The organism is Tenacibaculum sp. AWR4_210, from assembly GCF_056160945.1.
Genome location: NZ_JBSWYF010000005.1, coordinates 1 through 23,158, shown reverse-complemented (window position 1 = coordinate 23,158; position 23,158 = coordinate 1). Strand labels below are relative to the sequence as shown.

The 23,158-nt window shown below is 37.6% G+C and carries 22 protein-coding genes; 8 read left to right on the top strand and 14 right to left on the bottom strand.

The annotated features are described in order from the left end of the window. Window positions 1-27: 27 nt before the first annotated feature. Window positions 28-555, top strand: a complete 528-nt coding sequence (locus ACXAG7_RS10015) for an RNA methyltransferase (RefSeq protein ID WP_408045679.1) — start codon at window positions 28-30, stop codon at window positions 553-555. On the opposite strand, the gene ACXAG7_RS10010 is transcribed toward ACXAG7_RS10015, so the two are convergent. The 3 genes from ACXAG7_RS10010 to ACXAG7_RS10000 all read right to left on the bottom strand — a co-directional run bounded on the left by ACXAG7_RS10010 (window position 552) and on the right by ACXAG7_RS10000 (window position 3,838). Then, entirely contained in the window at window positions 552-1,949 is a 1,398-nt protein-coding gene (locus tag ACXAG7_RS10010; RefSeq protein WP_476666731.1) for an MFS transporter, read from the bottom strand. The two genes, ACXAG7_RS10015 and ACXAG7_RS10010, sit on opposite strands and share 4 nt — an antisense overlap. 6 nt (window positions 1,950-1,955) lie before the next feature. Beyond that, on the bottom strand, window positions 1,956-2,615 hold the full coding sequence (locus tag ACXAG7_RS10005; RefSeq protein WP_408045681.1) for a hypothetical protein: 660 nt from the start codon (window positions 2,613-2,615) through the stop codon (window positions 1,956-1,958). Window positions 2,616-2,842: 227 nt separating this feature from the next. After that, window positions 2,843-3,838 carry an NAD(P)H-dependent glycerol-3-phosphate dehydrogenase gene (locus ACXAG7_RS10000; protein ID WP_476666730.1) on the bottom strand — a complete coding sequence of 332 codons (996 nt, stop codon included), beginning with the start codon at window positions 3,836-3,838 and terminating at the stop codon, window positions 2,843-2,845. A gap of 95 nt (window positions 3,839-3,933) precedes the next feature. On the opposite strand from ACXAG7_RS10000, the gene dut reads away from it, so the two are divergent. Then, complete coding sequence (gene dut, locus ACXAG7_RS09995) at window positions 3,934-4,365, top strand: dUTP diphosphatase (RefSeq protein ID WP_408045683.1); 432 nt, start codon at window positions 3,934-3,936, stop codon at window positions 4,363-4,365. Here dut and ACXAG7_RS09990 read toward each other — a convergent pair. The 4 genes from ACXAG7_RS09990 to recA form a co-directional block, all read right to left on the bottom strand. Further along, window positions 4,362-4,898, bottom strand: a complete 537-nt coding sequence (locus ACXAG7_RS09990) for a GNAT family N-acetyltransferase (RefSeq protein WP_476666729.1) — start codon at window positions 4,896-4,898, stop codon at window positions 4,362-4,364. The two genes, dut and ACXAG7_RS09990, sit on opposite strands and share 4 nt — an antisense overlap. 6 nt (window positions 4,899-4,904) lie before the next feature. Continuing rightward, complete coding sequence (locus ACXAG7_RS09985) at window positions 4,905-6,584, bottom strand: amidohydrolase (protein WP_476666728.1); 1,680 nt, start codon at window positions 6,582-6,584, stop codon at window positions 4,905-4,907. 28 nt (window positions 6,585-6,612) lie between these two features. Beyond that, on the bottom strand, window positions 6,613-7,467 hold the full coding sequence (locus ACXAG7_RS09980) for an AraC family transcriptional regulator (protein ID WP_476666727.1): 855 nt from the start codon (window positions 7,465-7,467) through the stop codon (window positions 6,613-6,615). Window positions 7,468-7,603: 136 nt separating this feature from the next. Next, entirely contained in the window at window positions 7,604-8,611 is a 1,008-nt protein-coding gene (recA, locus tag ACXAG7_RS09975) for a recombinase RecA (RefSeq protein ID WP_408045687.1), read from the bottom strand. A 156-nt stretch (window positions 8,612-8,767) separates the two neighbouring features. Here recA and ACXAG7_RS09970 point away from each other — a divergent pair, with 156 nt between their 5' ends. Beyond that, window positions 8,768-10,219 carry an ArnT family glycosyltransferase gene (locus ACXAG7_RS09970; protein ID WP_476666726.1) on the top strand — a complete coding sequence of 484 codons (1,452 nt, stop codon included), beginning with the start codon at window positions 8,768-8,770 and terminating at the stop codon, window positions 10,217-10,219. Window positions 10,220-10,305: 86 nt separating this feature from the next. Continuing rightward, a complete protein-coding gene (locus ACXAG7_RS09965; protein ID WP_476666725.1) occupies window positions 10,306-11,157 on the top strand; it encodes an N-acetylglucosamine kinase in 852 nt (283 codons plus the stop codon). A gap of 24 nt (window positions 11,158-11,181) precedes the next feature. On the opposite strand, the gene ACXAG7_RS09960 is transcribed toward ACXAG7_RS09965, so the two are convergent. The 4 genes from ACXAG7_RS09960 to ACXAG7_RS09945 form a co-directional block, all read right to left on the bottom strand. Then, window positions 11,182-11,622 (bottom strand): GNAT family N-acetyltransferase, encoded by a 441-nt coding sequence (locus tag ACXAG7_RS09960; RefSeq protein WP_408045690.1) that lies wholly within the window; start codon window positions 11,620-11,622, stop codon window positions 11,182-11,184. Further along, the gene (gene rpiB, locus ACXAG7_RS09955; RefSeq protein ID WP_408045691.1) at window positions 11,622-12,056 is read right to left on the bottom strand and encodes a ribose 5-phosphate isomerase B; all 435 of its coding nucleotides are present in this window, start codon (window positions 12,054-12,056) and stop codon (window positions 11,622-11,624) included. Before rpiB ends, ACXAG7_RS09960 begins: the two co-directional genes overlap by 1 nt. A 1,781-nt stretch (window positions 12,057-13,837) precedes the next feature. Continuing rightward, window positions 13,838-13,996 (bottom strand): hypothetical protein, encoded by a 159-nt coding sequence (locus ACXAG7_RS09950; RefSeq protein WP_408045692.1) that lies wholly within the window; start codon window positions 13,994-13,996, stop codon window positions 13,838-13,840. Window positions 13,997-14,080: 84 nt separating this feature from the next. Next, window positions 14,081-14,992 carry a diacylglycerol/lipid kinase family protein gene (locus ACXAG7_RS09945; RefSeq protein WP_476666724.1) on the bottom strand — a complete coding sequence of 304 codons (912 nt, stop codon included), beginning with the start codon at window positions 14,990-14,992 and terminating at the stop codon, window positions 14,081-14,083. Between the two features lie 118 nt (window positions 14,993-15,110). Between ACXAG7_RS09945 and rnr the strand changes: the two genes are divergently transcribed. The 3 genes from rnr to tatA all read left to right on the top strand — a co-directional run bounded on the left by rnr (window position 15,111) and on the right by tatA (window position 18,315). After that, on the top strand, window positions 15,111-17,306 hold the full coding sequence (rnr, locus tag ACXAG7_RS09940; protein WP_476666723.1) for a ribonuclease R: 2,196 nt from the start codon (window positions 15,111-15,113) through the stop codon (window positions 17,304-17,306). 110 nt (window positions 17,307-17,416) lie between these two features. Beyond that, window positions 17,417-18,094, top strand: a complete 678-nt coding sequence (locus ACXAG7_RS09935; RefSeq protein WP_408041766.1) for a GIN domain-containing protein — start codon at window positions 17,417-17,419, stop codon at window positions 18,092-18,094. 32 nt (window positions 18,095-18,126) lie between these two features. Further along, entirely contained in the window at window positions 18,127-18,315 is a 189-nt protein-coding gene (gene tatA / locus ACXAG7_RS09930) for a twin-arginine translocase TatA/TatE family subunit (protein ID WP_408041767.1), read from the top strand. Between the two features lie 34 nt (window positions 18,316-18,349). On the opposite strand, the gene ACXAG7_RS09925 is transcribed toward tatA, so the two are convergent. Continuing rightward, on the bottom strand, window positions 18,350-18,667 hold the full coding sequence (locus ACXAG7_RS09925) for a heavy metal-binding domain-containing protein (protein WP_408041768.1): 318 nt from the start codon (window positions 18,665-18,667) through the stop codon (window positions 18,350-18,352). A gap of 51 nt (window positions 18,668-18,718) precedes the next feature. Beyond that, window positions 18,719-19,651: an SPFH domain-containing protein gene (locus ACXAG7_RS09920; RefSeq protein ID WP_408041769.1), complete on the bottom strand. Its 933-nt coding sequence runs from the start codon at window positions 19,649-19,651 to the stop codon at window positions 18,719-18,721. A gap of 129 nt (window positions 19,652-19,780) precedes the next feature. Here ACXAG7_RS09920 and ACXAG7_RS09915 point away from each other — a divergent pair, with 129 nt between their 5' ends. Continuing rightward, window positions 19,781-20,179, top strand: a complete 399-nt coding sequence (locus ACXAG7_RS09915) for a DoxX family protein (RefSeq protein ID WP_408041770.1) — start codon at window positions 19,781-19,783, stop codon at window positions 20,177-20,179. Window positions 20,180-20,322: 143 nt separating this feature from the next. On the opposite strand, the gene ACXAG7_RS09910 is transcribed toward ACXAG7_RS09915, so the two are convergent. Beyond that, entirely contained in the window at window positions 20,323-21,180 is an 858-nt protein-coding gene (locus ACXAG7_RS09910) for a class I SAM-dependent methyltransferase (protein ID WP_476666722.1), read from the bottom strand. Window positions 21,181-23,158 lie beyond the last annotated feature (1,978 nt).

The following is a 23,158-nucleotide window of genomic DNA, read 5'->3' as shown; positions in this document are numbered from 1 at the left end:
GCTTTTTAACGCTAAATGATTTGGTATATGAGAAAATTGAAAAACAACGAACTAGGACGTATCAGCGTCGAAGAATTTAAGCAATCTAGTAAAACACCGATCACGGTGATTTTAGACAATATTAGAAGTTTAAATAACGTGGGGTCGGTGTTTAGAACTTCTGATGCTTTTCTCATCGATAAAATCTATCTCTGCGGGATTACAGCGACGCCTCCCAACAAAGAAATTCACAAAACGGCCCTCGGCGCTACCGAGTCTGTTAACTGGGAATACGCTGAAGATACGGTAAGCCTAGTCAAAGAATTGCAGGCAAAAGGCATTCGCGTGCTCAGCATAGAACAAGCAGAAAACAGTACTATGCTTAATGCGTTTCAACCAGAACCCAACCAACACTACGCAGTAGTTTTTGGAAACGAAGTAAAAGGCGTTCAGCAAGAAGTCGTATCACTTTCTGACAATTGCATAGAAATTCCGCAGCACGGTACCAAACACTCGTTAAATATTTCTGTGAGCTGTGGCGTTGTTTTATGGGATTTATTTACGAAGGTATCCTAGGAAGTTTCTGTACTTTCTTCTCGTTCGTGCTCTTCGATATCTTTGGTTAAATCGAGATTTCTCAGCGTCGGATTTTTTAAGGCCGTAAGTCCTACGGTCAATAAGGTCATACACCCACCAAACACGACCGCTGTCACTGTTCCCATTAACTTTGCTGTCAATCCACTCTCAAAAGCACCGAGTTCATTTGACGATCCTACAAACATCGAATTTACAGAAGCCACTCTCCCCCTCATGTGGTCGGGAGTCTTCAACTGCAATATCGTTTGACGAATTACCATCGATACGCCATCGGTAACACCGCTCAAGAACAGCGCAACAATAGACAGGTAAAAAGACGTGGAAACTCCAAATAGAATGATACTCAGTCCAAAACCGAAAATCGCCATTAACAGCTTTTTCCCGGCATCTTTACTCAGCGGAATATGTGCGGATACAAACATGGTAATAAAAGCTCCTACGGCGGGCGCAGCTCTCAATATGCCAAAGCCCGAAGGCCCGACGTGTAAAATATCTCTAGCAAATACGGGTAAGAGTGCTATGGCTCCACCAAACAACACCGAAATCATATCCAAAGTAATGGCACCGAGAATCACCTTAGTTTTAAAAACAAACGTCACCCCTTCCTTGAGACTGTCCCAAAAAGGTTCTCCTTTTTTGTGATTCATTATCGGTTTCTTTTTGATAAAAAACACGAACAAAAAAGACAACACTACCAATCCAAATACGATGTTTAATGAAGGTGCAACTCCGAACAACGCGATGGTTAATCCGGCAAATGCAGGCCCTAATACTGTGGCTACTTGCCAGGTAGTACTGCTCCAGGTAGCGGCATTGGGATACAACTTTTTAGGTACGATTAATGCGATTAAAGAAAAGATGGTTGGACCGAAAAAGGAGCGCAATAATCCACCGAAAAAAACAAAAGCATACACACAATACAATACGGTGTCCTGAGTCCAAGCTCCGATGAATTTCGGAGTTAAGCTCGCCGTATTTCCTAAAACATCACTGGTGATCGTACCAAAAAAATCAGGACAGGAATACATGGCGTATACAAAAGCATCCTTATTCCAGCTTCCCATAAACTCGGGACTGGTAAAGAAAAACAATCCAAAACTTATCATGGAAAACAATGCGATAATGAGCGCAAACAAATTTCTTTTTTCTCGTTGGTCTACAATATGCCCCGCAAAAGGAGCCATTAAAAAAGCGGGTAAAAATTCACACGCTCCAATAATACCTAAGCTCAATTTACTGTTGGTCATCGCGTAAATTTCCCATTCAATAATGACAAACTGCATGGACCATGCAAAGACCAATAAAAAGCGAATTAATAGAAATATATTAAACTCTTTGATTCGCAAAGACGCGTACGCATCGTTCTTTTCCATAGGTTTCTAATTCAATTTTAAATCCATTAAAATGGCAAAAGTTTCATTGACATCCTGCTCTTTTACAACTATTGTCATTTCATGTGTTGTGGAAATGACTTCTTGAACAGCGATATTTGCCCAGGCAAACTGCTTGAGTATAAAATAATACACCCCTGATTGTTCTAGGTTTTCCTTAGGTAATTTGATGGTAATCGACGCCAAGTCATTGACGTTATTGATCAGTATCTCACTTTTAAAAATTTCCTCTACAAAAGGCTGTAAGTTTTTACTCGTTACAATATTCGTTTCGAAAATTCCCTGTGATACCGTTAAAAAGTAATCGTTACTATCCGCTGATTTACTCAAGATCTTCGCAATTTCCTTTAGTAAAGAAGAGGTATTTTTAAACGTAAAATCACAGAGATCTGAACGTACAATTACATCTCCTAAATCCAAGGCTAATTTCTTGATATTCTTCCGAATTCTGAGCTCATTTACTGGTGACAACCTGTTAATTGCCATCATCACTGCTCCTACTTTTACCTCTTTTTTTAGTAACTTAGAAACCTCTGGTAAAATTTCCCGCGCTAATGAGGATACATTGATGAGTTTTTCATTCAATGCCTCTTCGATAAAGGGAGTTTTCCTAATCGTAATCTCTACAGCTTCTTGGATAGTTTTCATTTATTGTTAAATTTTAAACTAAAAGTATAAAAAAAATATCAATTGTTAAAAAAACATTAATTTTAATTCTTTTGATATTAGGGAGCGAAAAAATTTGTTAATCAGAATTTTAGCCTAAATTTGTCGTTAGTATTTAATACAAAACCTACACAACACACACGAGATTAGAAGCGATTGATGAGGACTTCTTTATGCTAAAGAAGGATTATTTGTATAGATGCAAACAACTAATCTAATCTATTTGTTAACTTTTTAAACTCATCTTTCGCTTCTTTCTTATCGTACAAGACGTTGTAGACAGCGTCGATGATAGGTGTTTTTGCTCCGTTCTCTGATTTGATAACATAGGCACTTTTTGTAGCGTAATACCCTTCAGCAACCATACTCATTTCAAACATAGCAGATTTCACAGTATATCCTTTACCGATCATGTTTCCGAACATTCTGTTTCTACTAAACACGGAGTAACCAGTAACCAATAAATCGCCTAAATACGCTGAGTTATTGATGTTTCGTTTCATTTTGTGCACTTTTTTAATAAAGCGCTTCATTTCGCGAATCGCATTACTCATCAATACGGATTGGAAGTTATCACCATAGCCTAAACCATGAGCAATACCCGCCGCAATAGCGTAAATATTTTTGAGCATTGCTGCGTATTCCGTTCCGATAATATCATCGGAAATTTTGGTACGTATATACCTTCCGGCTATGCTTTTGCTCAACTCTTTTGCTTTCTTTTCGTCCTGACATGCCAAAGTTAGGTATGACAAGCGTTCCATAGCCACCTCTTCAGCGTGACAAGGTCCTGTAATAACTCCTATATTTTCAAAGGCCACATCGTGGTGTTTGTGGAAGTGTTCTCCTACGATCAACCCAGATTCTGGGATAATTCCTTTGATGGCCGAAAACACAATTTTATCGTGTAGTGGAATGGTGAGTTTTTCCAATTCTGCACTTAAAAATGCAGAGGGAATAGCAAAAATTAATACATCGTACTTCTCGACGATGGCATTGATATCATCCGACAAGTCTAATTGTTCTGGATGCAATTCTGCCGAACTCAAATAACTCGGATTGTGTTTGTTTCTTTTTATGTGTTCAATGGCATACACACTGCGCATATACCAACCGATGGTATCTAAATTTTCAGATAACATTTTTACAATAGCGGTTGCCCAACTGCCCCCTCCAATAACGGCTATATTTCGAATATCTTTCATTTAGTAATTCAAATTATGAACTGCGAAATTAATAAATCTCTAAAGTTCTATCTAAAAGTTAAGGTTATTATATTTGGCACAAAATACATTTAACCATGAACGTACCCATTATAAACCGCTCTAAACACGAAATTCCATCTTATGAAACCATCGGTTCTGCTGGAATGGATTTAAGAGCCAATATAGACGAAGCGATTACGCTAAACCCTTTGGAACGAACCATTGTAAAAACAGGAATTTACATGGCATTACCTGTGGGTTACGAAGCGCAAGTACGTCCGAGAAGTGGCCTAGCTGCTAAAAAAGGAATCACCGTTTTAAATGCACCTGGAACTGTTGATGCTGACTACCGCGGTGAAGTGGGGGTAATCTTAGTCAACCTATCCAACGAACCTTTCGTTATTAACGATGGAGAGCGCATTGCACAAATGGTCATTGCAAAACACGAGCGTATTACTTGGGAAGAAGTGACAACACTTGACGAAACAGCGCGCGGTGAAGGAGGTTTTGGAAGTACGGGAGTTTAAGTAATTCTCTTGTACAATTGGCTCATCGTTCGGTAGTCTTTGTGCAACTTTTCAAAATTCAATTCACAATGAGTATAATACTGATACCCCAAGCTCTTGTAAAATTCAAATGCTTGGGGTTGTTTGTTCATGACATCTAACCACAGTACGGAATACTTTTGCTCTCGAGCGAGCTGTTCTGCCCAGCGCATTAGTAATTTTCCAATTCCTTGCCCCTGAATTTCTGGAGCCAAATACAAACGATGGATTTTTAGGAACGCTCCCTCCATAGCCCCCAATGGAAGCCCTCCTACCCAACGAAAAATTCCTACTTTTTCCGATCCTTGACACAAAAAATAATAGCCGGCGTTTTCCTGTTTACAATCTTTTAAAAATTGTTGCTGATTGTATTGGCTGTCCAAATAACTACGACCGGCATCTTCCCAATAGTGTGCGTAGGCCGGTGGATAAATTCGACGCATGAGTGCTCGCAGCGCTTCTCCGTCCTGCTCCTCTATTGCACACAGGGCTATTTCTGGGGTCAAGGGTATCATTAGATGTTATCTTTTATAAATTTCATTTCCGTTAAAAACCGTCAAGATTACTTTGGTCTGTTTAATTGTTGAGGCAGCCACCTCAAAAATATTGCGATCTAAGACTATAAAGTCGGCCAACTTCCCTTTTTCCAAACTCCCTAACTTATTTTCCTGACGCATCACATAGGCCGCATGCAAGGTATAGGCTTTAACCGCTGATTCCAACGAAATGTTTTGAGGACTTCTCGTGACTGCGTTGTGCAAGCCTATAAACGGATTCATCGAACTTACATTCCAATCGCTGCTGAGCGTTACGCGAGCTCCTGCTTCGTACAAACTCTTTATAGGAACTAAGTTTTTAGCCAAGTTAGTACCAACCAAGTAGGCATTTTCATGCCAGTGTTGCGGTTGTGTAAAATCACCGGCTACCTGAGCATCTGCGGTTATATTGAGTTGCTTAAAACGCGGTAAATCGCGTTTATCTACCATTTCTACATGTGTTATTCGATGCCTTCCTTTCGATGTGGCTCCTTTTTCAACGGCATTTAAAGCTTCGTGAATACCTCGATTCCCAATCGCGTGAATGTGAAAATCAAAGCCTGCGGACTCCAAATTTTTTATGTAGTGTTCCAGTCGGTCTTGCGTAAAATAATTCAATCCGTTGTTGGTAGGTAATTTAAAATAGTCTTCGAGGTAATTAGTGTGCAAGGCTGCGGTGGTGTTGTGGGTAATACCGTCGACGTACAATTTTATTTGATTTATTTTTAAAAACTCATAACTGCGATCGTCAAAGAGCTCTTTCAACGCCTTCAATTGTTCGGTATCTTCAGCGGTCGGATACGCCCATAAACCTAAGTTAAATCGGGCTGTAAGCTTACCGTCAGCAGCCAAGTTTCTCCAAACCATGTGTTGACCTCGCTTCCAATAAGTACGTGCATCACAAACCGAAGTAATGCCGTGTTTCGCCAGTTCAGGAAGTACATAAGTTACCATTCCATCGTATTCATCAGCGGGATTGCGAAGGTCTTCTAATGCCTTTTGATATACCAAATCACCGGCGTTATCAATGAGAATTCCAGTAAATTTACCTCCTTCTTTCACTATGATTCCTCCTTGTGGATTCGGTGTGTTTAAGTGGATCCCTGCCATGCGCAGTGCTTCGGAATTTACCCACATAGAATGCGAAGTTTGTTCCATGATTACCACCGGACGATTGGGTACGGCCTCATCTAAAATTTCAATGGGGTTTCGGTGAGCTTCCAAAAGCGTTCCCAAGGCGTGTCCAAAACCAATTATCCACTTTTTTCGGGGTTTCTTTTGAGCTGCTGACCGCACGATTTGTAAAAAGTTTTCTGCATTTACTTCTGTCTCTGACAATTCAAAATCCGTTGTTCCCGATCCTACCTCCATCGGATGCATGTGAACATCGTGAAGTCCAGGTAATACTAGCTTCCCTTTTAAATTTACGAATTTGGCACCTGGCTTTACCCGTTTTCGGGCCTCTTTTTCCGTTCCGACATAGGCGATACTATTCCCTTCAATCAACAGTGCTTCTGCCCAGGGCATAGCACTGTTTACCGTATAAACTTTTGCATTGTAATACAGTACCTGTGTACTTTGCTGACTAGCGGTAGTAGCGGTTTCTTTTGGGCTGCAAGCTTTAGTTGCACATACGATACTGCACAGGAGTATTAATAATTTCATCTTATTCATTGTTTATGACCGATTTTCATCAGCCTTTTAAAGGAATGTAAATTGCTGTTTGGTATTCGTGAATGTTCGAAGTATTTCCCTCGTGTTTTAAATACTTTTCCACAAAGGGCTGTTCTGACACTTCCCAATCACTGGTCAACATCCAACGACTAAATATTTTATCGTAGGTATCATCTATGCGTTGGTAGGACCCTGAATGCATAAACACGGCATAGCGCTGTGCTGGTAATTCTTTGATCCGAAACTTCTCTTTGGACACTGGCAAATCCGTAATGTCAATACAAGCGTCGTACTGATAGCTAATATACTCAGAAATTAGCGGCTCATCCCATATGATCCCTAGTGTTTCTAGGCTGTTTACTGGCAACTGTAATTCTTCCGCTTCTGCGATGAAATCCTTCCATTTCTCATCGAGATCTACGTGGTAATAATCACTTCTAAAACTCGTATAAAATACCGTCTTTGCAGGTTCAACAACAATCGTATCCTCAAAAAAAGGCATGGCTTTTTGTTTCTTATGGTTACTTAGAAATATTGCTTCTTTTTTACTTCGATAGCGGGCAGGTGAAATTCCGTAGTACTTTTTAAAAGCTTTGCTGAAACTAGCCACGTCAGCATAACCAACAGTGAGGGCTATTTCTTTAATTCCTTCAGATGAATACAGTAATTTCTTCGCACCGTTTTCGACCTTTAATCTGCTAACAAAAGCACCTATTGTTTCACCAAATAGGGCTTTAAATACGCGTTGTAAATTTCTGTATGAATACGGAGCCAAGGCCTCTAACTCTGCCACCGAAATCTTATTAGCGTATTCCGTTCTGATGTAGGAAACCACCGGTTGCAACTTCTGTTTGTAATATTCAATTGTTTCCACGTTACAAAGTTATGAGGATGATTGCAGTTTACTTTTGTCCTAAATTGACAAGATAAAATACAAAAAAAAAGCTGTTGAATAGGTATTCAACAGCTTTTCATAGTAATAGTTGGAACTTCTAATTTAAATATTGCTTTTATTCTTGATTTTCAATAGCTTCTTTAATCTTGTTTTCTAGCTCTTCCATCAATTCAGGGTTATCTTTAATAATACCTTTTACGGCATCTCTACCCTGTCCTAATTTCGTATCACCGTAGCTAAACCACGAACCACTTTTTTTGATGATTCCGTAGTCGACCCCAATATCTAAAATTTCTCCGACTTTAGAAACTCCTTCTCCGTACATAATATCAAATTCTGCAGTTTGGAAAGGTGGTGCTACTTTATTTTTAACGATTTTCACTTTGGTACTGTTACCAACTACACGATCACCGTCTTTAATTTGCGTTCTCCTTCTGATATCTAAACGAACCGAAGCGTAGAATTTAAGAGCGTTACCTCCTGTAGTCGTTTCAGGGTTTCCGAACATTACACCAATTTTTTCACGTAACTGGTTGATGAAAAATACCGTACAATTCGTTTTACTGATCGTCGCTGTTAATTTACGTAAGGCCTGAGACATCAAACGAGCGTGTAATCCCATTTTAGAATCTCCCATTTCTCCTTCGATTTCCGATTTCGGAGTCAACGCCGCTACCGAGTCAACTACCACGATATCAATAGCTCCAGAGCGAATTAAATTATCGGCAATTTCCAAGGCCTGTTCTCCGTGATCGGGTTGCGAAATGATTAAGTTGTCTACATCTACTCCTAAACTTTCCGCGTAAAAACGATCAAAAGCGTGCTCTGCATCAATAAAAGCAGCAATACCGCCGGCTTTTTGAGCCTCTGCAATTGCGTGTATAGTCAAGGTAGTTTTACCTGATGATTCTGGTCCGTAAATTTCAATAATCCTTCCTCTTGGATACCCTCCTACTCCCAAGGCCAAATCCAATCCTAGAGAACCTGATGAAATAGCATCAACATCTTCAACCTGACTGTCTCCGAGCTTCATTACCGTTCCTTTACCGTAGGTTTTATCTAGTTTATCTAGTGTAAGTTGAAGCGCTTTTAATTTCGCTTCTTTTTCTTTATCTGCTGCCATAAAATCTGCTATATGATTATAAAAATAAGAGTTGCTAAGTTATAAAAAAACTCCTTAGGAAAACGCGGTTCATTTGAAGTTTTTTACACTAAAAAATTACCTTTTCATAACCTAGTAAATTTCTGAGTAACTTACATTTGAAATTAAAAATAGCCCGTGTCATCTGCACTTAAAAATCGACAAATACTCTTCGGTACAGCTTGCGTATTACTTTTAGCAAAAACGTATTATTGGGTAGCGGTATACCCAAATCCTGATGAAGCATATTATTGGCTATGGGGGCAATTTCCCGATTGGTCTTACCACGATCACCCCGGTTTCCAGGCCTGGATACAAGCGCTTTTTTCACACTTCGGTACTTCTCTATTCATCCTTCGTTTGCCGGTGCTCTTGGCAAATGTTTTTCTGATTTTACTCTTTTGGAAACTCTTTCGAAAAATGAAACTGCAGCAACCAGCGCTTATTCTAGTGTCCCTCTTATGGAGTCCGCTGTTCTTTTTGTTTACCACATTTGCCTGGAACGACTACGCCTTGCTTGTCAACAGTAGTATAAGCCTGTACTTTTTAAGCATTTTTCTGAATGATGTCCAGTTGGATAAAAAAGGAAATACCGCACATTTGTACGCGAGTAGTTTTTTTCTAGGTCTGGCCATGCTTTCTAAATACAACGCGGTATTTGTAGGACTTGCCTACCTCATACTCCTGCTCAGTAGGCCTAAATTTAGATCTCTTTTCAAAGAACTTCGCGGCTATATAGCGATCCTTATACCGCTACTCCTAACCTTCCCTATTTTCTTGTGGAATGCACAAAACAAATTCGGCTCTTTTGCCTTTAATATCCAACAAAGAACCTTACAACCTCTAAAAGAGGGTAGTTATATGAACGGAAATTACGTTGGTTTTCTCATCGGAAGCCTATTCATGCTCTCCCCGATAATTTGGATGGGACTGGTTTTTCTTTATCGACAGCCTCAAAAAGCCCCAACAAAAAACAGCTTCAAAACTGTGTATACTCAACTAGCTTGGGCCATCTTTTTAACATCAACCACAAGTTTTTTCGTGTTAGCACTCTTTTCAAATGTACTGTATTATTGGAACATACTCGGGCTGTTTTTTATTGCTCCACTCGGAATTGAACAGCTCATCCAACGAAAAATGACCTGGATTCATATACTTTATTCCTGTGCAATAGTTATTGGCATGCTTTTTCATTTTGGTGTAGTTCCACTAACCTCCATTTTTGGAGGCAGTGACCGTGATAGCGTATACCATTACGGATGGCCTCAAATTGCCAAACAAATTCAACGACACCGTAAGCACTCTTCCATTCCTGTAATAGGTTCTTCCTACAGAAATGCCTCACTACTAGCTTTTGCACTGAAAGAACCATCAGTATACTCAATTTCCGAACGATTTGATCAATTTGACTATTGGATTAAAGAACGCCCTTTACCAAAAGGAGAAGTACTCATACTGAGTGATGACCGCAGTCCGATTACTACGAATATCACTGCCCAATTTCAACAGCTTATACCACTCGATACCATTAAAATTAATGCCTTCGATTACCCAGTGAAAACCTATTACCTACATAGCGCCAAAAAATAATGAGAAAGCCCTAATCAAATTCAGCTACAATTATAGATTACTCGGTTAGTTTTAAACATATTTATATATTTGAAAAAAAATACACGATGATTTTAATTGCAGATGGAGGTTCAACCAAGGTAGATTGGGTTGCCATTGATAAAAATAAAAATGAGGTATTCAGAGCCCAAACGCTGGGTCTAAATCCCAATGTAGTATCCGATGAAGAGTTACATCACCGAATCGCCAATACAGAGGCCTTACAAACGCATAAAGAAAGTATAGACCAAGTCTATTTTTACGGTGCTGGCTGTGGTACAGAAAAACCTAAAATGGCACTTCACAATATTTTGAGTGCTTATTTCAATCAGGCTAAAGAAGTTATGGTTGAAGAAGATATGTTGGCCGCAGTGTACGCTTCTGCAAAAAACAAAGAGGCCATCGTATGTATATTAGGAACCGGTGCAAATAGTTGCTATTCAGATGGAAAGGACATTTACAGTATCGCTCCTCCTTTGGGCTATACCATTATGGACGAAGCCAGTGGAAATTATTACGGTAAACGATTGGTACGTGATTATTTTTACAAAAAAATGCCCGAAGATATTCGACGTGCCTTTGCTGCAGAATTTGATTTGACCCCGGATGTTATTAAACACAATTTGTACAAAGCTGACAACCCCAACAGATACTTAGCTAGTTTTGCCAAATTTATGTTTGATCATCAAGAAAACGCCTATATCAAAAAATTGGTGAAAAATGGCTTTAAAAAGTTTTTCAACTTCCACATTCTAAATTACAAAAAAGCCCCGTCAGTTCCGATTTATTTTATTGGTTCTATTGCCTTTTATTTCAGTAACATTCTCAAAGAAGTAGCTGATGATAAGGGACTTGTCATCGCGGAAATAATTAGAAAACCCATTGATAACCTCATTGATTATCACAAAAATATATCCTAAAAAATGGCGCTTGTAGCGCCATTTTTAATTTCTTGTCATTGGGATATGTGGTATCCCATCTTCTAAAAATTCATCACCACTGATAGCAAAACCGTGTTGTTCGTAAAACTTGATAAGATAGGTTTGTGCGGCAATCGTAATACCTTGTTTGTCATAGTGTTCCTGAGCGGCTTTAATCGAATACGCCATTAACTCGTGACCATAACCGTATTTACGCTCACTTTTGGCCACAATAACCCTTCCTATACTCGGATTTTCAAAATAGGCCCCAGCGTCAAATAAGCGCGTATAAGCGATAATTTTTCCTGCTTTTCTACCTATAATATGTAGGGCTTCTTGATCTTTGCCATCCATGTCCTGGTACACACAATTTTGTTCTACCACGAAAACTTCAGAACGCAACTGTAGTATCGCATACAATTCACTGGTTGTTAGATTTTTAAAACTTTTTACTTCTAAATTCATTAACACGTAACTGGTATTTTTTCGACTCTATTGGCATGGCGACCTCCTTCAAATGCTGTCGATAAAAAGATCTTAACAAATCCAAGAGCTTGTTGTAAGGAAACAAATCTTGCTGGAATTGTTAGCACATTAGCATCGTTATGTTGACGTGTAAGGGCCACTAATTCGTTATTCCAGCACAAAGCAGCTCTAACATTTTGATGCTTATTGGCGGTCATTTGTGCACCATTTCCACTACCACATAAAATAATTCCCATGGAAGCTTTTCCCTCGGAAACCATTTTTGCCGTAGGATGAATAGCGTCTGGATAATCCATACTATCCTCATTATCAGTACCGTAATTAACAACGGTATGTCCCATTTCTTCTAATAACTTAACGATCTCAAATTTATACGATGTACCTGCGTGGTCATTGCCTATTGCAATTGTCATAATTTATTGATTTTTATTGTGTTGTAGTACACAAAAATACAGTTATTAACGGTTATCAACAGTAATTAACACCCGTTTTTTTGATATTTACCCTAAGCCTATGGTTCTAAGTATATTAGCAAGTATTATCAAAATGTTAAGAAGTACTAGCATGTTTTGAAAAAAATTTTTGTCCATGTACGGAAATTTTACAATACAAGAACGAAAATCAATTACACAACTTTTTTTTTGATTTTTTAATGAACATTTATCAACAAATTATTTACAATTTATTTACAGTATTGGACGAATTAGAAATTCATGCTCATTAGTGAATAGCAGTTTAAGAGTTTTGTTAATAACTTATTTTATTCGTTGATATCATGCAATTTGGGTAGCTAATAAAATGTTTATTGTTTTTAATAAGTCACATTTGCAAATAATTTGAGCAGAAGTTACACTACATATTCACACGCTATTATTATATATATAAGGGATTTTAAATTTTAAAATTTTTTTTAATAATGATATTAGCTGTTGATAACTGTTAATTTCAGTTTTTACTTCTGGACACTTCTTTAAAATCGATTTCAAGGCTATTTTGTTTAAATACGCTATTCTGCAGAAGTCATATTGTACAAATTTTTTTCCGTTGCGATTTTTTTTGCGGGAACTCCTGCATACTCGCTTATTTTGTTAATAACTCCGTCTTGTTTTTGATATGCGCTTGTCCAAAAGTGTTTTTTAAGCAAATTGCTGCACCTACTCCTGGATAATCGACTATTTCTTGTGGATAAGTTAGAATTTTGAAATTTCGTGCTGTGCAAGAGTCGAGAAGTTGGTCGTTTATTCACAGTTTCTTGAGAATTGCGTAAAATTTGTTAATAAGCTAATTTTTTTGAATGTATTATTCTGGAGAACTGCTGATCGTTGTTAGAATTTGAAAATTCGCGAAATAGCAACTATTTTAATAGTTGTTAAATTCGTTGCTTTTGTACAATGCGCTATTTTACCCATGTTGATAGGTTTTGTTGAAATTCGTTATTCTCCAGAAGTAAGATTTTCTAAAATTTTATTTTCATAAAAATTTTTCCGCGATGCTGCTAAAATTTGCAAAATCGTTGTAGTGCTTGTATTTTTAGAAATTTTGGATTTTTGAGTAGGGGAGTTTTATTTTTCGTAACTTTGCAAATTCATTATAGCCGCTTCTGGAGAATGCTATATTTGATAAATTCCTGATATATCCTGCAAATAGCGCTTTCTCCAGAAGTAGGAATCTCCTTTCGAGTTTTAGACTTGTCTAAAAATTTATTTTTTGTCGCTTCTTTTTTTTAAGTTGCTGATTTATAGATTCTTATATTTTTTTACTTTATTTTTTCAAAATTTAAGATTACAGCTCATATTTTTTTCTAAATTTCATTTTCTCCTAAAATTGAACTTATGCCGTTAAAATTGCTTAAAAAGCGTTTTTTTTGGGGGACTCGCTTTTGGAGAGTAGCGTATTTTTGATTTTCTTAATGTTCTTGTGGGAATAGTCGTTTGTACCGAAGTGATACTGAAATTTTTTCGAATTAAATTCGATGCGTAGTTGGATTTTGATAAATCTTATCTACCTTTGCAGGCTCGACAAGTAATATCGGTTAATAGAATTTTGTTAGTTGGTAATTTTGTACTTTCGGAGAGTGGCGTATTTCGAAAGTTTTGAAGTAAATTACGACAAGAGCCGTTGTGCAGAAGCGAATGTATCGATGGGGTATTCCAATAGAAATAACTATAAGTGTAAGTTGTTGATATAGAGATATTTATATCGATTTTTTGATATGAGTAATTGAATCTTGCGCTTTTTGATTTTTTGGAGTGCTAGTAGTGTTCAACGTACTGTTGATGCTAACAATGGCAACGATGATGCCAATGATAAATATAGCTAAAAAGAGCCCAATTATTTTGCGTAAGTCTTTCATAACGTCGAGTTTTATACAGTAAAGACGATATATTTTAAGACATGTTACAGTTTTTTTAAGATATTTTTAACTTTTTTTGGCAAATTAGGCCTTGCTAATGAAGTTGATAGCCTTTGGGATTAAGGATACAACTGCTGGACCTTTACCTATGAGTTCACCGTCTGCCTGGAGATAGGTTTGTTCAGGAACGCTAGGAGTGAGTTTAATTTTGGTAGTCTTAAACGATCGAACTTTACGATGTTTAACGATGCGTCCGGAGTAGAGTTGCGGTAAATGAAGCAGAAGTTCCAAAACGCTAAAAGATTGTACATGACTGATATCGAGTAATCCATTGTCGAATGAACTGTACGCAGTAAGCTGCATGCCGCCAGCAGAATATCGGCATATGCCAAAGAGAGTCATCAGGGTTTTGAAATCGTGATGTTGATTTTCTGACTGGACTGTGATACGGGTTTTTTTGTAAAAAAGGAGCCCCCATAAACCGCTGATTAGATAGGCTATAGGACCTAAACGTTTTAGTTTCTTTAGCTTTTTGACAACATAGGCATCATAGCCAATTCCGGCAACATTGGCAAAGTATGCTTTGGTAGTTTCCAATTCAATAAGACCAATGTCTTGCTGTATGCGACTACCGGTATTCATCAGTTCCAAAACTTCGCGATATTCATGTGGAATATTATGTGTTTTTACCCAGTCATTTCCGGTTCCCTGAGGTAAGACACTCAAGGTTATTTGAGTGGAAGGACAGTAGTGCTGTTCCATAATGCCATTGACAATATGATGAAGTGTACCGTCGCCGCCAACGACCATAAAGTTCCTATGTCCTTCAGCAATAGCTCTTTGAACTAACTGATATTCCTGCTTAGGTTCCTCTGTAAATTGGTATAAGTATTTTATATTAAACTCTTTAAGAAGAAGTTTTATTTTTTCAAAATGTTGTACAAATTTTCCATTTCCGGCATTCGGATTGATAATGAGAAACCAAGTATTATTCATAAGAACTGTGATCAAAAGTGTATGGTAATGTACAAAATTGTATTGATAACACTTATTTAATAGCTGTTTACCTAATTTTATTTGTACTTTGCTAAAAATTTTATAAGACGAAAGATTAATGACTAGAAAGAAAAAAATCTACAAAAAAAAGGGAAAAGTAATCAAAGATTTGACCCGAAAAATATTCAAAATACTTAACGAGGATAGTAATAAAACCTACAACTATAAACAAATTGCCGCTAAATTACGGATCAATGATACGGACGGTAAAACACAAATTTTGCAAAAATTGGTGTCTTTAACAGCCAGTAAAAAAATTATTGAAGTAGAGCGTGGTAAGTATAAAATAAATGAGGATCGCAAGTATCATATAGGTAAGTTAGACGTTACCTCTAATGGGAACGCATATTTTATGTCTGATGATTTTGAGGAGGATATTTTTGTACCTTCTGTGAATCTAGGTAAGGGGTTACACGACGATCTCGTTCGTGCCTATGTATACAAAAAACGCAGAAGTAACAAGGTAGAGGCAGATGTTGTAGAGATTATCGAACGTGCTAAACAGGAGTTTGTTGGTGTATTACAACTGAATAAAACTTTTGGTTTTGTGTTGCCAGATAGTCCTAAAATGTACGCCGATATTTTTATTCCAAAAAGTAAGATTAACGGAGCCGAACACGGCGATAAAGTATTGGCCAAAATTACAGATTGGCCTGAGAATTCGAAAAATCCTTTTGGTAAAATTGATACGGTGCTCGGAAAGCCGGGTGAACACGATACGGAAATTCATTCGATCTTATTGGAATATGGTTTACCGCACGAGTTTCCGACGGACATCGAAAACGAAGCTCGTAAACTTCCAATAGAAATTACCGAAGAGGAAGTAGGGAAACGACGAGATATGCGTGGTGATTTAACGTTTACCATCGATCCTCGAGATGCCAAAGATTTTGATGATGCACTCTCGTTTACCGTGTTAGAAAATGGGAATTACGAGATAGGAATCCACATCGCTGATGTTTCTCATTACGTACAAGAAGATACGCCTTTGGATGTGGAAGCATACAATAGAGCGACTTCTGTGTATTTGGTAGATAGAGTAGTACCGATGTTACCTGAAATGCTTTCAAATGGCGTGTGTTCACTGCGACCAAATGAAGAAAAACTGACTTTTTCGGCCGTGTTTGAAATGAATACTAAGGCTGAAATAGTAGGTACTTGGTTCGGACGAACGGTGACCTATTCGGACAAGCGATTTGCCTATGAAGAAGCCCAGGCTATTATTGAGTCAGGCGGAAATACAGTGCCGGAAGAGGTGTCTTTAACGGGGGCTGCTTACGAAGTGGAGCAACCTATAGTGGATGCAGTTTTAACCATGGATCGCTTAGCGAAAATTTTGCGTAAAAAACGTATGAAAGACGGGGCGATATCTTTTGATAAAGTGGAAGTAAAATTTCATTTAGACGCTGATGCAAACCCGACAGGTGTATTTTTCAAAGAGGCTAAAGACGCCAATAAGTTGATTGAAGAATTTATGCTCTTGGCCAATAGAAAAGTGGCTGAATTTATCGGTTTTGCAAAGGGTAGAGCTACCAATAAAACATTCGTTTACAGGGTACACGACGAACCTGATGTTGAAAAATTGGCAGCGCTTCAGAATATTGTGAACAAATTTGGATATAAAATCAACACAGAAACTAAAGAGAAAACTTCTGAAAGTTTAAACAAGTTGTTGAAAGACGTTCATGGGAAGGGAGAGGCCAATATGGTGGAAACTTTAGCCATTCGCTCTATGAGTAAGGCTGCCTATACTACGCAAAACATCGGTCATTACGGTTTAGCATTTGATTACTATTCGCATTTTACATCGCCTATAAGACGTTATCCGGATGTTATGACCCACAGGTTACTGCAACATTATTTGGATGGCGGAAAGAGCCCGAAATCGGAGGTTTTCGAAGAACGCTGTAAACATTCTTCGAAAATGGAAGAGCTCGCTTCAAAAGCGGAACGTGATTCTATTAAGTACATGCAAGTAAAATACATGGAAGATCACAAGGATCAAGAGTTTGAAGGAGTGGTTTCTGGAGTTACAGAATGGGGAATCTACGTTGAAATTTCAAGCAATAAATGTGAGGGAATGGTGCGTATCAAAGATTTGAAAGACGATTATTACATTTTTGAAGAGAAGGAGTTTGCGGTGGTTGGACAGGCAACCCAGGCGAGAATTCAACTCGGTGATGAAGTAGTGGTAAAAGTTAAGCACACTGATTTAGAACGAAAACACCTGGATTTCGAATTGATTTCACATTAATTTGTGCAAGTGTAACAATAAATTGCAATATTTGTCTTTATAGTAATGGTATGATATTTGCCCTTTTAAAGGGAGTTTCATGTCATTATGAAACACTAAATAACAGAAAAATGAAAAATGTATTGGCAGTTAGTTTGTTGTTTGTTAGTTTTTTAACACTAGCTCAGAACAAGATAACCAAGGATTTAGGAAGTTTTAAAACCTTGAAAGTATATAACGGAATTGATGTAAAATTAGTCAAGTCTGATAAAACCTATGCCGTGATTACTGGTGAGAAGTCAGCAAAGGTTCGTTTTAAAGCGGACAATGATCGCTTAAAGATCGTATTGACGTTCCCGGAAACAAGTGCGGAGGGTAAGGCCAAAATAACCTTGTATTACAAAAATGATATAGCGGTTATTGATGCCAATGAAGGCGCTCTAATTACTTCAGCTGACCTACGTCAGAATATGGTTGAAATTAAAGCGCAAGAAGGCGCTTTTATCAACATGGTGGTGAAAGTAAAGCACCTTAAGGTGAAAAGTACCTCGGGTGCAGTAGTGAAACTTACGGGTGAGGCCAAAAATCAAACGGTACACGTTGATTTAGGAGCAAATTACCACGGCTATAACGTGAATGTCTCAGCCATGAATATCGTTCGTGCTGGGTCAGGAGCCAAGGCAGAAGTTCAGTCTGGAGAAACCTTAGACGCTAAGGTATCTTTTGGCGGTTCAATCTTCTACAAGGGAAAGCCTGAAGTTTTAAAAGATAAAAAAGTAATTGGTGGAGTAATTGAACACAGAAGTTAATTTTGTATCTTTGTCAATAAATTAGATTAAAAATGACGGCACTTACTATATTTTTAGGAATAATGGGACCTTGGCAAATTGCCATAGTTGTAGCCTTAGTATTGTTACTTTTTGGAGGTCGAAAAATTCCAGAATTAATGAAAGGATTGGGTACGGGTATCCGAGAATTCAAGGATGCTACCAAATCTGAAGAAGACGATAAGATAGAAGAGAAAAAATAAAGAAACGAATCCTTAGGGATTCGTTTTTTTTGGTTTATACAGTAACTGCTGTTCCTGAAGCAGTCACCATGAGCATACCGCCATTAGGTCCGACGGTTTCATAGTCTAAATCTACGCCTACAATGGCATTTGCGCCAATTTCTCGTGCGCGTTGCTGCATTTCCTTTAAGGCGATGTCTTTCGCCTCTCTGAGGACCTTTTCATAGGATCCAGAGCGTCCACCGACGATATCTCTGATTCCCGCAAAGAAATCTTTAAAAATATTGGCACCTATAATAGTTTCTCCGGTAACAATACCGTGATAGCTTTGAATGTCTTGACCTTGGAAGGTCGGGGTAGTGGTTACTTTCATTTTTCTAGTTTTAAAATAAAAACGCTGAGGCTATGACCTCAGCGCTTTCGATTAGTTATCGTTTCCTTTTTTCTTGTTTTTGGCTTCTTTCATGGCTTCTCCAATTTGGTTACTGGCGGTAAAACTCGCCACCATATTGTTTAACATATCACTTCCGGCCTGAGGTGAATTCGGAAGTAGTATGAGGTTACTATTGGTGTCCGCTCCAATGGCTTGTAAGGTATCGTAGTGCTGGGTAACAACAATAAGTGCTGATGCCTCTTGGCTGTTGATTCCTACTTTATTAAGAACTTCTACTGATTCTTCTAAACCACGTGCAATTTCTCTACGTTGATCAGCAATACCTTGACCTTGTAAACGTTTGCTTTCTGCTTCTGCTTTCGCTTTCTCTACGATAAGGATACGCTGAGCGTCTCCCTCGTATTGAGCAGCTACTTTTTCACGTTCAGAGGCGTTGATACGGTTCATCGCTTCTTTCACCTGTGCATCTGGATCGATGTCTGTAACTAAGGTTTTGATGATATCGTATCCGTATTCCATCATAGCGTCATTCAATTCTGACTTTACCGCAATGGCAATATCGTCTTTCTTTACAAATACATCGTCTAAGCGCATTTTAGGTACTTCTGCACGTACTACGTCAAATACGTATGAAGTAATTTGATCGTGAGGATAATCTAGCTTATAAAAGGCCTCGTATACCTTTTCTTTGATTACTTTATACTGCACAGAAACTTTGAGCTTCACAAATACGTCATCCAAGGTTTTTGTTTCTACAATAACATCTAATTGTTGAATTTTTAAGCTCAGCTTTCCAGCGATTCTATCTACTAATGGAATTTTGAATTGAAGTCCAGAATGGCGTATGCTTCTGAATCGTCCAAAACGTTCGATAACGCCTGCAGTTTGCTGTTTAATAATGAAAAATGACGATAATAGGACGAGCACTCCGAGTACCGTGACTACGATGTATGGAATTGGCATAATAAAAAGTATTTAAAGTGATTGAATTTTTTTTTACTAAGATCGATAAATCTTACAGCTATTAGACGCAGAATTTAATAAATGTTACATTTTTTTTAAGAACTCTTATATTTGCTAAAAATCAATTATATGGAACTTATTCAAAATAATGCAACTGCACTTTTAATATTGTTGTTTTTAATAGTCACGTTTTTACAATCTGGTATCGACAAGGTTTCTGACTGGAAAGGTAATTTAGAGTTTATCAAAGGTCATTTCAAAAACTCGCCGTTGCGAAATATGGTCCCGCTGTTGTTAGCGATCATTTTGGTAATTGAATTACTCGCAGGGGCCTTCATGTTCGTTGGTGCATTTAACATTATGACCACGGGAGCAAAATCATTGGCCTTGCTCGGAGTTCAATTGTCGGCTTTGACGTTGATATTTTTATTAATAGGACAACGCTTGGCTAAAGATTATGCAGGAGCAATGACCTTGGCGGTATATTTTATTATTACCGTTTTAGGTATGTATATTTTAAATCATTAAAACTTATCAATACTAAAAATAGTATAAGATATACTTATTAAAAAACCTCTTAAAAAATCAATTTTAAGAGGTTTTATTTTGTTTTGAATCTACCAATAAGCTTGTCTTGCTAAAAGTGCTTTAAAATGGCTTTATGTTGGTTTTTATACTTTTTTTAGCAGATAAATCAACGATGAGTATTCCTGTGTCTTTTTTGCTTGCCAATTCGATTTAAATCCTTGCATCATGGCACGAATAGGTCGCATACTTCCCGTTTTATATTTCTCACTTAATAAGCTCACGTAATAGGCATCAAATTTCATGGGCTTCGTTTCTTGTAGCTGGAAGCCATAAGGCTTAAACAGTCTTTTAATACTTTCTTTAGAAAAATGCCAAAGATGTCTGGGAACATCGAAAGCTGCCCAAAAGGATTTGTAATGCTGGGCATCGTAACTTTTAAAGTTCGGAACAGCAATAACTAAGGTGCCTGTGGGGCTAAGTAATTTTTTAAGTTGTTCTATATAGCTATCTAAATCACGTACGTGTTCTAATACATGCCACATGGTGATCACTTCAAATTCTTGTTGTACTACTTCAGCTAGTTCCGTATGAAGTTGCAGTCCTTTTTCTTGTGCGTATTGTTGAGCTACAGTTGAAGGTTCAACTCCGGTAACATCCCAACCGTTATCTTTACAGACCTTTAAGAAATCGCCGGTACCTGCACCAATATCTAGTATCTTTTTAGGACCAGCTGTTTGCTGATTTATAAGACTGAGTTTTTTTTTGAGTGCGTATTTTTTTACCACTTGATAGGTGGTTTCAAACAGACCTTTAGAACGATCGGTATGTGAGATATAAGCTTCGCTTTCATAATATGAAGCCAAGTTTTGAGGTACTGGTGTAGTTACGAGCATGTCGTATTCGCTGTTATATACTAGTTGATACGATTCGTTTGAGACGGTATGATCTATGCAGGTTATGTAGGGCACAGCACCAGTACTATATTTTTTTGTAGTATCCAAGGATGATGGTTTTATTTCCTATTGAAAGAGGAATTTACTAGTACAATATTACGAAATTTTGATTAGTAAGATTAACGGCCAGCAGATATATTTTATGCCTACTAGAGATTTCTATTTTTTTTCTGCAGATGACTTTTGATAGCTGCATTGCTAATTGATTTTGCAAGTGGCTGTTCAAATATTGTGCTTCTCTTTTAAATAGTAACTAAGGGCGTTGTCCACTGAAATTTTAATTTTTCTGGTTACTACTATCATATCAATAGTTTAGGGTAGTATTGATGTTCCCCGTGGAACATTGCTTTTTTTTACCCTGTGTTGTGTTGGTTTTGTTTTTCTTAATTTTTATGAATTACTGATGTTCCTCGTGGAACATAAGAGCTAAATATCTTAGCATAACTAGATTTTCGACAAAAATTGGATGTCAAGTAGGTTGTTTTTTTCGAATTGGTATTTCGAATTTTAAGAACAGGTGTTCCACGAGGAACATTCCATGCCAATGGTTTGAGCATTTTTTCTTTGGTAATAGTTTTTCTCTGTTGTTTTGAGAGTTAGTTAATGTTCGATGTAAAACTCCCCTCCTATTTTATCGGGTTGATTTCTAGGTGCTTTTTTCGCATAAGTATCGAGTAGTTATTTTTTCGGTTTAGTTATAGAGATTTTTATGAAACCATTACTTGTTCCACGGGGAACATAATTAGCAAATGTGTTTAGCAAATGTATTTTTACAAGTAAAAGCTTTTGTTTTTATGAGGCACTACTACCCTACTTTTTTGGGTAGGTTTTCTACTTGACTATTTTAAGCTGTTGAATTTCTATTTGTGATTCTTTGTTTGATCAGTACTCTTTTTGAATTTGGTGGTTCCACGAGGAACCTTACCAATATTTTTAGCTAAACTAATGTTCGAAATTCGACGTTTCTTCTTGGACCTCCTTTTTATGATTTAATGGTTTAGGAAAGGAAGGGAAGCAATGCTGGGATTTAAATATATAGTAATAGGCATTATAGGATGCGGTTCCTGAAAATGGTGTATTGATCTCTTTATGCATACCTCCTACTGTCGGACTAGTTGTTCTTGGAAATTTCTTTTTGAGCTAGGTTATGATGTTCCTCGTGGAACAATAATCCGCAAATTGTTTTAGCATTTCTTTAGTGATGCTGTTTTTTGAATAATACGCGGGTTCTCCTAATGAAGTTGTATTTCCGATTCGGAGTCTGTATATCTGTTTTAGGATGGTGATCGGAAGCAATGTTTTTTAGTTTTTTTATTGCCCAGGTTTGGTCGTGTAGGTTCGTTTTTTTAGTACTTACTGTTCTGAGTAGCTATTAATGGTTGGATGAGTAGCTATGAAATAGCCAAATGAAAAGAGGAACACTTCCCTTTTGTGATACTACTAGTCAAATTGATTTATCGTTTTAAAAATGACTCAATTTCTGAAAGGCTCGTTTGGAAGTTTTGAAATGTCTGATAAACTTCTTTTAGAATTCGTAGCCCTTCTGATGGATCGTACTTTTTAGCAGTCTTGTTTGGATGTTTCTCGTGGAGCGCTGTCGTACTGGAATACCATGACAGGTGTTTTCAATTGAGGATTGTTTTCACGAGATATCGATAGTTAAGGAAAGAGGCTTCTCTCCTTTTCCGAGTGTATAGTTTAATTTAATGTAGCTGTTCCTGATGAACGCCATTGTATTTTTAGGAGTACTTGGATTTGAATTTTAGGAATGCCAAGAAGCCCTCTTTTGAGGTTTTGTATACGTTATATTCAGCTATACTTTTTAGCAGACTAATTTGGATGTTTCTCGTGGAACGCTTTTGTATTGGATTACTGTGATAGGTGTTTTCAATTGAGGAATGGTCTCACGAGATATCCATAGTTAAGGAAAGAGACTTCTCTCCTTTTTTGGTGGCGCTGTTTAATTTGATGTAGCTGTTCCTGATCTATGCAATTGCGTTTTAGGAGTACTTGGATTCGAGTTTTA

Coding starts and splice junctions, on each gene's coding strand:
- ACXAG7_RS10015 (WP_408045679.1), top strand. CDS start 28: ATGAGAAAATTGAAAAACAACGAACTAGGACGTATCAGCGTCGAAGAA.
- ACXAG7_RS10010 (WP_476666731.1), bottom strand. CDS start 1,949: ATGGAAAAGAACGATGCGTACGCGTCTTTGCGAATCAAAGAGTTTAAT.
- ACXAG7_RS10005 (WP_408045681.1), bottom strand. CDS start 2,615: ATGAAAACTATCCAAGAAGCTGTAGAGATTACGATTAGGAAAACTCCC.
- ACXAG7_RS10000 (WP_476666730.1), bottom strand. CDS start 3,838: ATGAAAGATATTCGAAATATAGCCGTTATTGGAGGGGGCAGTTGGGCA.
- dut (WP_408045683.1), top strand. CDS start 3,934: ATGAACGTACCCATTATAAACCGCTCTAAACACGAAATTCCATCTTAT.
- ACXAG7_RS09990 (WP_476666729.1), bottom strand. CDS start 4,898: ATGATACCCTTGACCCCAGAAATAGCCCTGTGTGCAATAGAGGAGCAG.
- ACXAG7_RS09985 (WP_476666728.1), bottom strand. CDS start 6,584: ATGAAATTATTAATACTCCTGTGCAGTATCGTATGTGCAACTAAAGCT.
- recA (WP_408045687.1), bottom strand. CDS start 8,611: ATGGCAGCAGATAAAGAAAAAGAAGCGAAATTAAAAGCGCTTCAACTT.
- ACXAG7_RS09965 (WP_476666725.1), top strand. CDS start 10,306: ATGATTTTAATTGCAGATGGAGGTTCAACCAAGGTAGATTGGGTTGCC.
- ACXAG7_RS09960 (WP_408045690.1), bottom strand. CDS start 11,622: ATGAATTTAGAAGTAAAAAGTTTTAAAAATCTAACAACCAGTGAATTG.
- rpiB (WP_408045691.1), bottom strand. CDS start 12,056: ATGACAATTGCAATAGGCAATGACCACGCAGGTACATCGTATAAATTT.
- ACXAG7_RS09950 (WP_408045692.1), bottom strand. CDS start 13,996: ATGAAAGACTTACGCAAAATAATTGGGCTCTTTTTAGCTATATTTATC.
- ACXAG7_RS09945 (WP_476666724.1), bottom strand. CDS start 14,992: ATGAATAATACTTGGTTTCTCATTATCAATCCGAATGCCGGAAATGGA.
- rnr (WP_476666723.1), top strand. CDS start 15,111: ATGACTAGAAAGAAAAAAATCTACAAAAAAAAGGGAAAAGTAATCAAA.
- ACXAG7_RS09935 (WP_408041766.1), top strand. CDS start 17,417: ATGAAAAATGTATTGGCAGTTAGTTTGTTGTTTGTTAGTTTTTTAACA.
- tatA (WP_408041767.1), top strand. CDS start 18,127: ATGACGGCACTTACTATATTTTTAGGAATAATGGGACCTTGGCAAATT.
- ACXAG7_RS09925 (WP_408041768.1), bottom strand. CDS start 18,667: ATGAAAGTAACCACTACCCCGACCTTCCAAGGTCAAGACATTCAAAGC.
- ACXAG7_RS09920 (WP_408041769.1), bottom strand. CDS start 19,651: ATGCCAATTCCATACATCGTAGTCACGGTACTCGGAGTGCTCGTCCTA.
- ACXAG7_RS09915 (WP_408041770.1), top strand. CDS start 19,781: ATGGAACTTATTCAAAATAATGCAACTGCACTTTTAATATTGTTGTTT.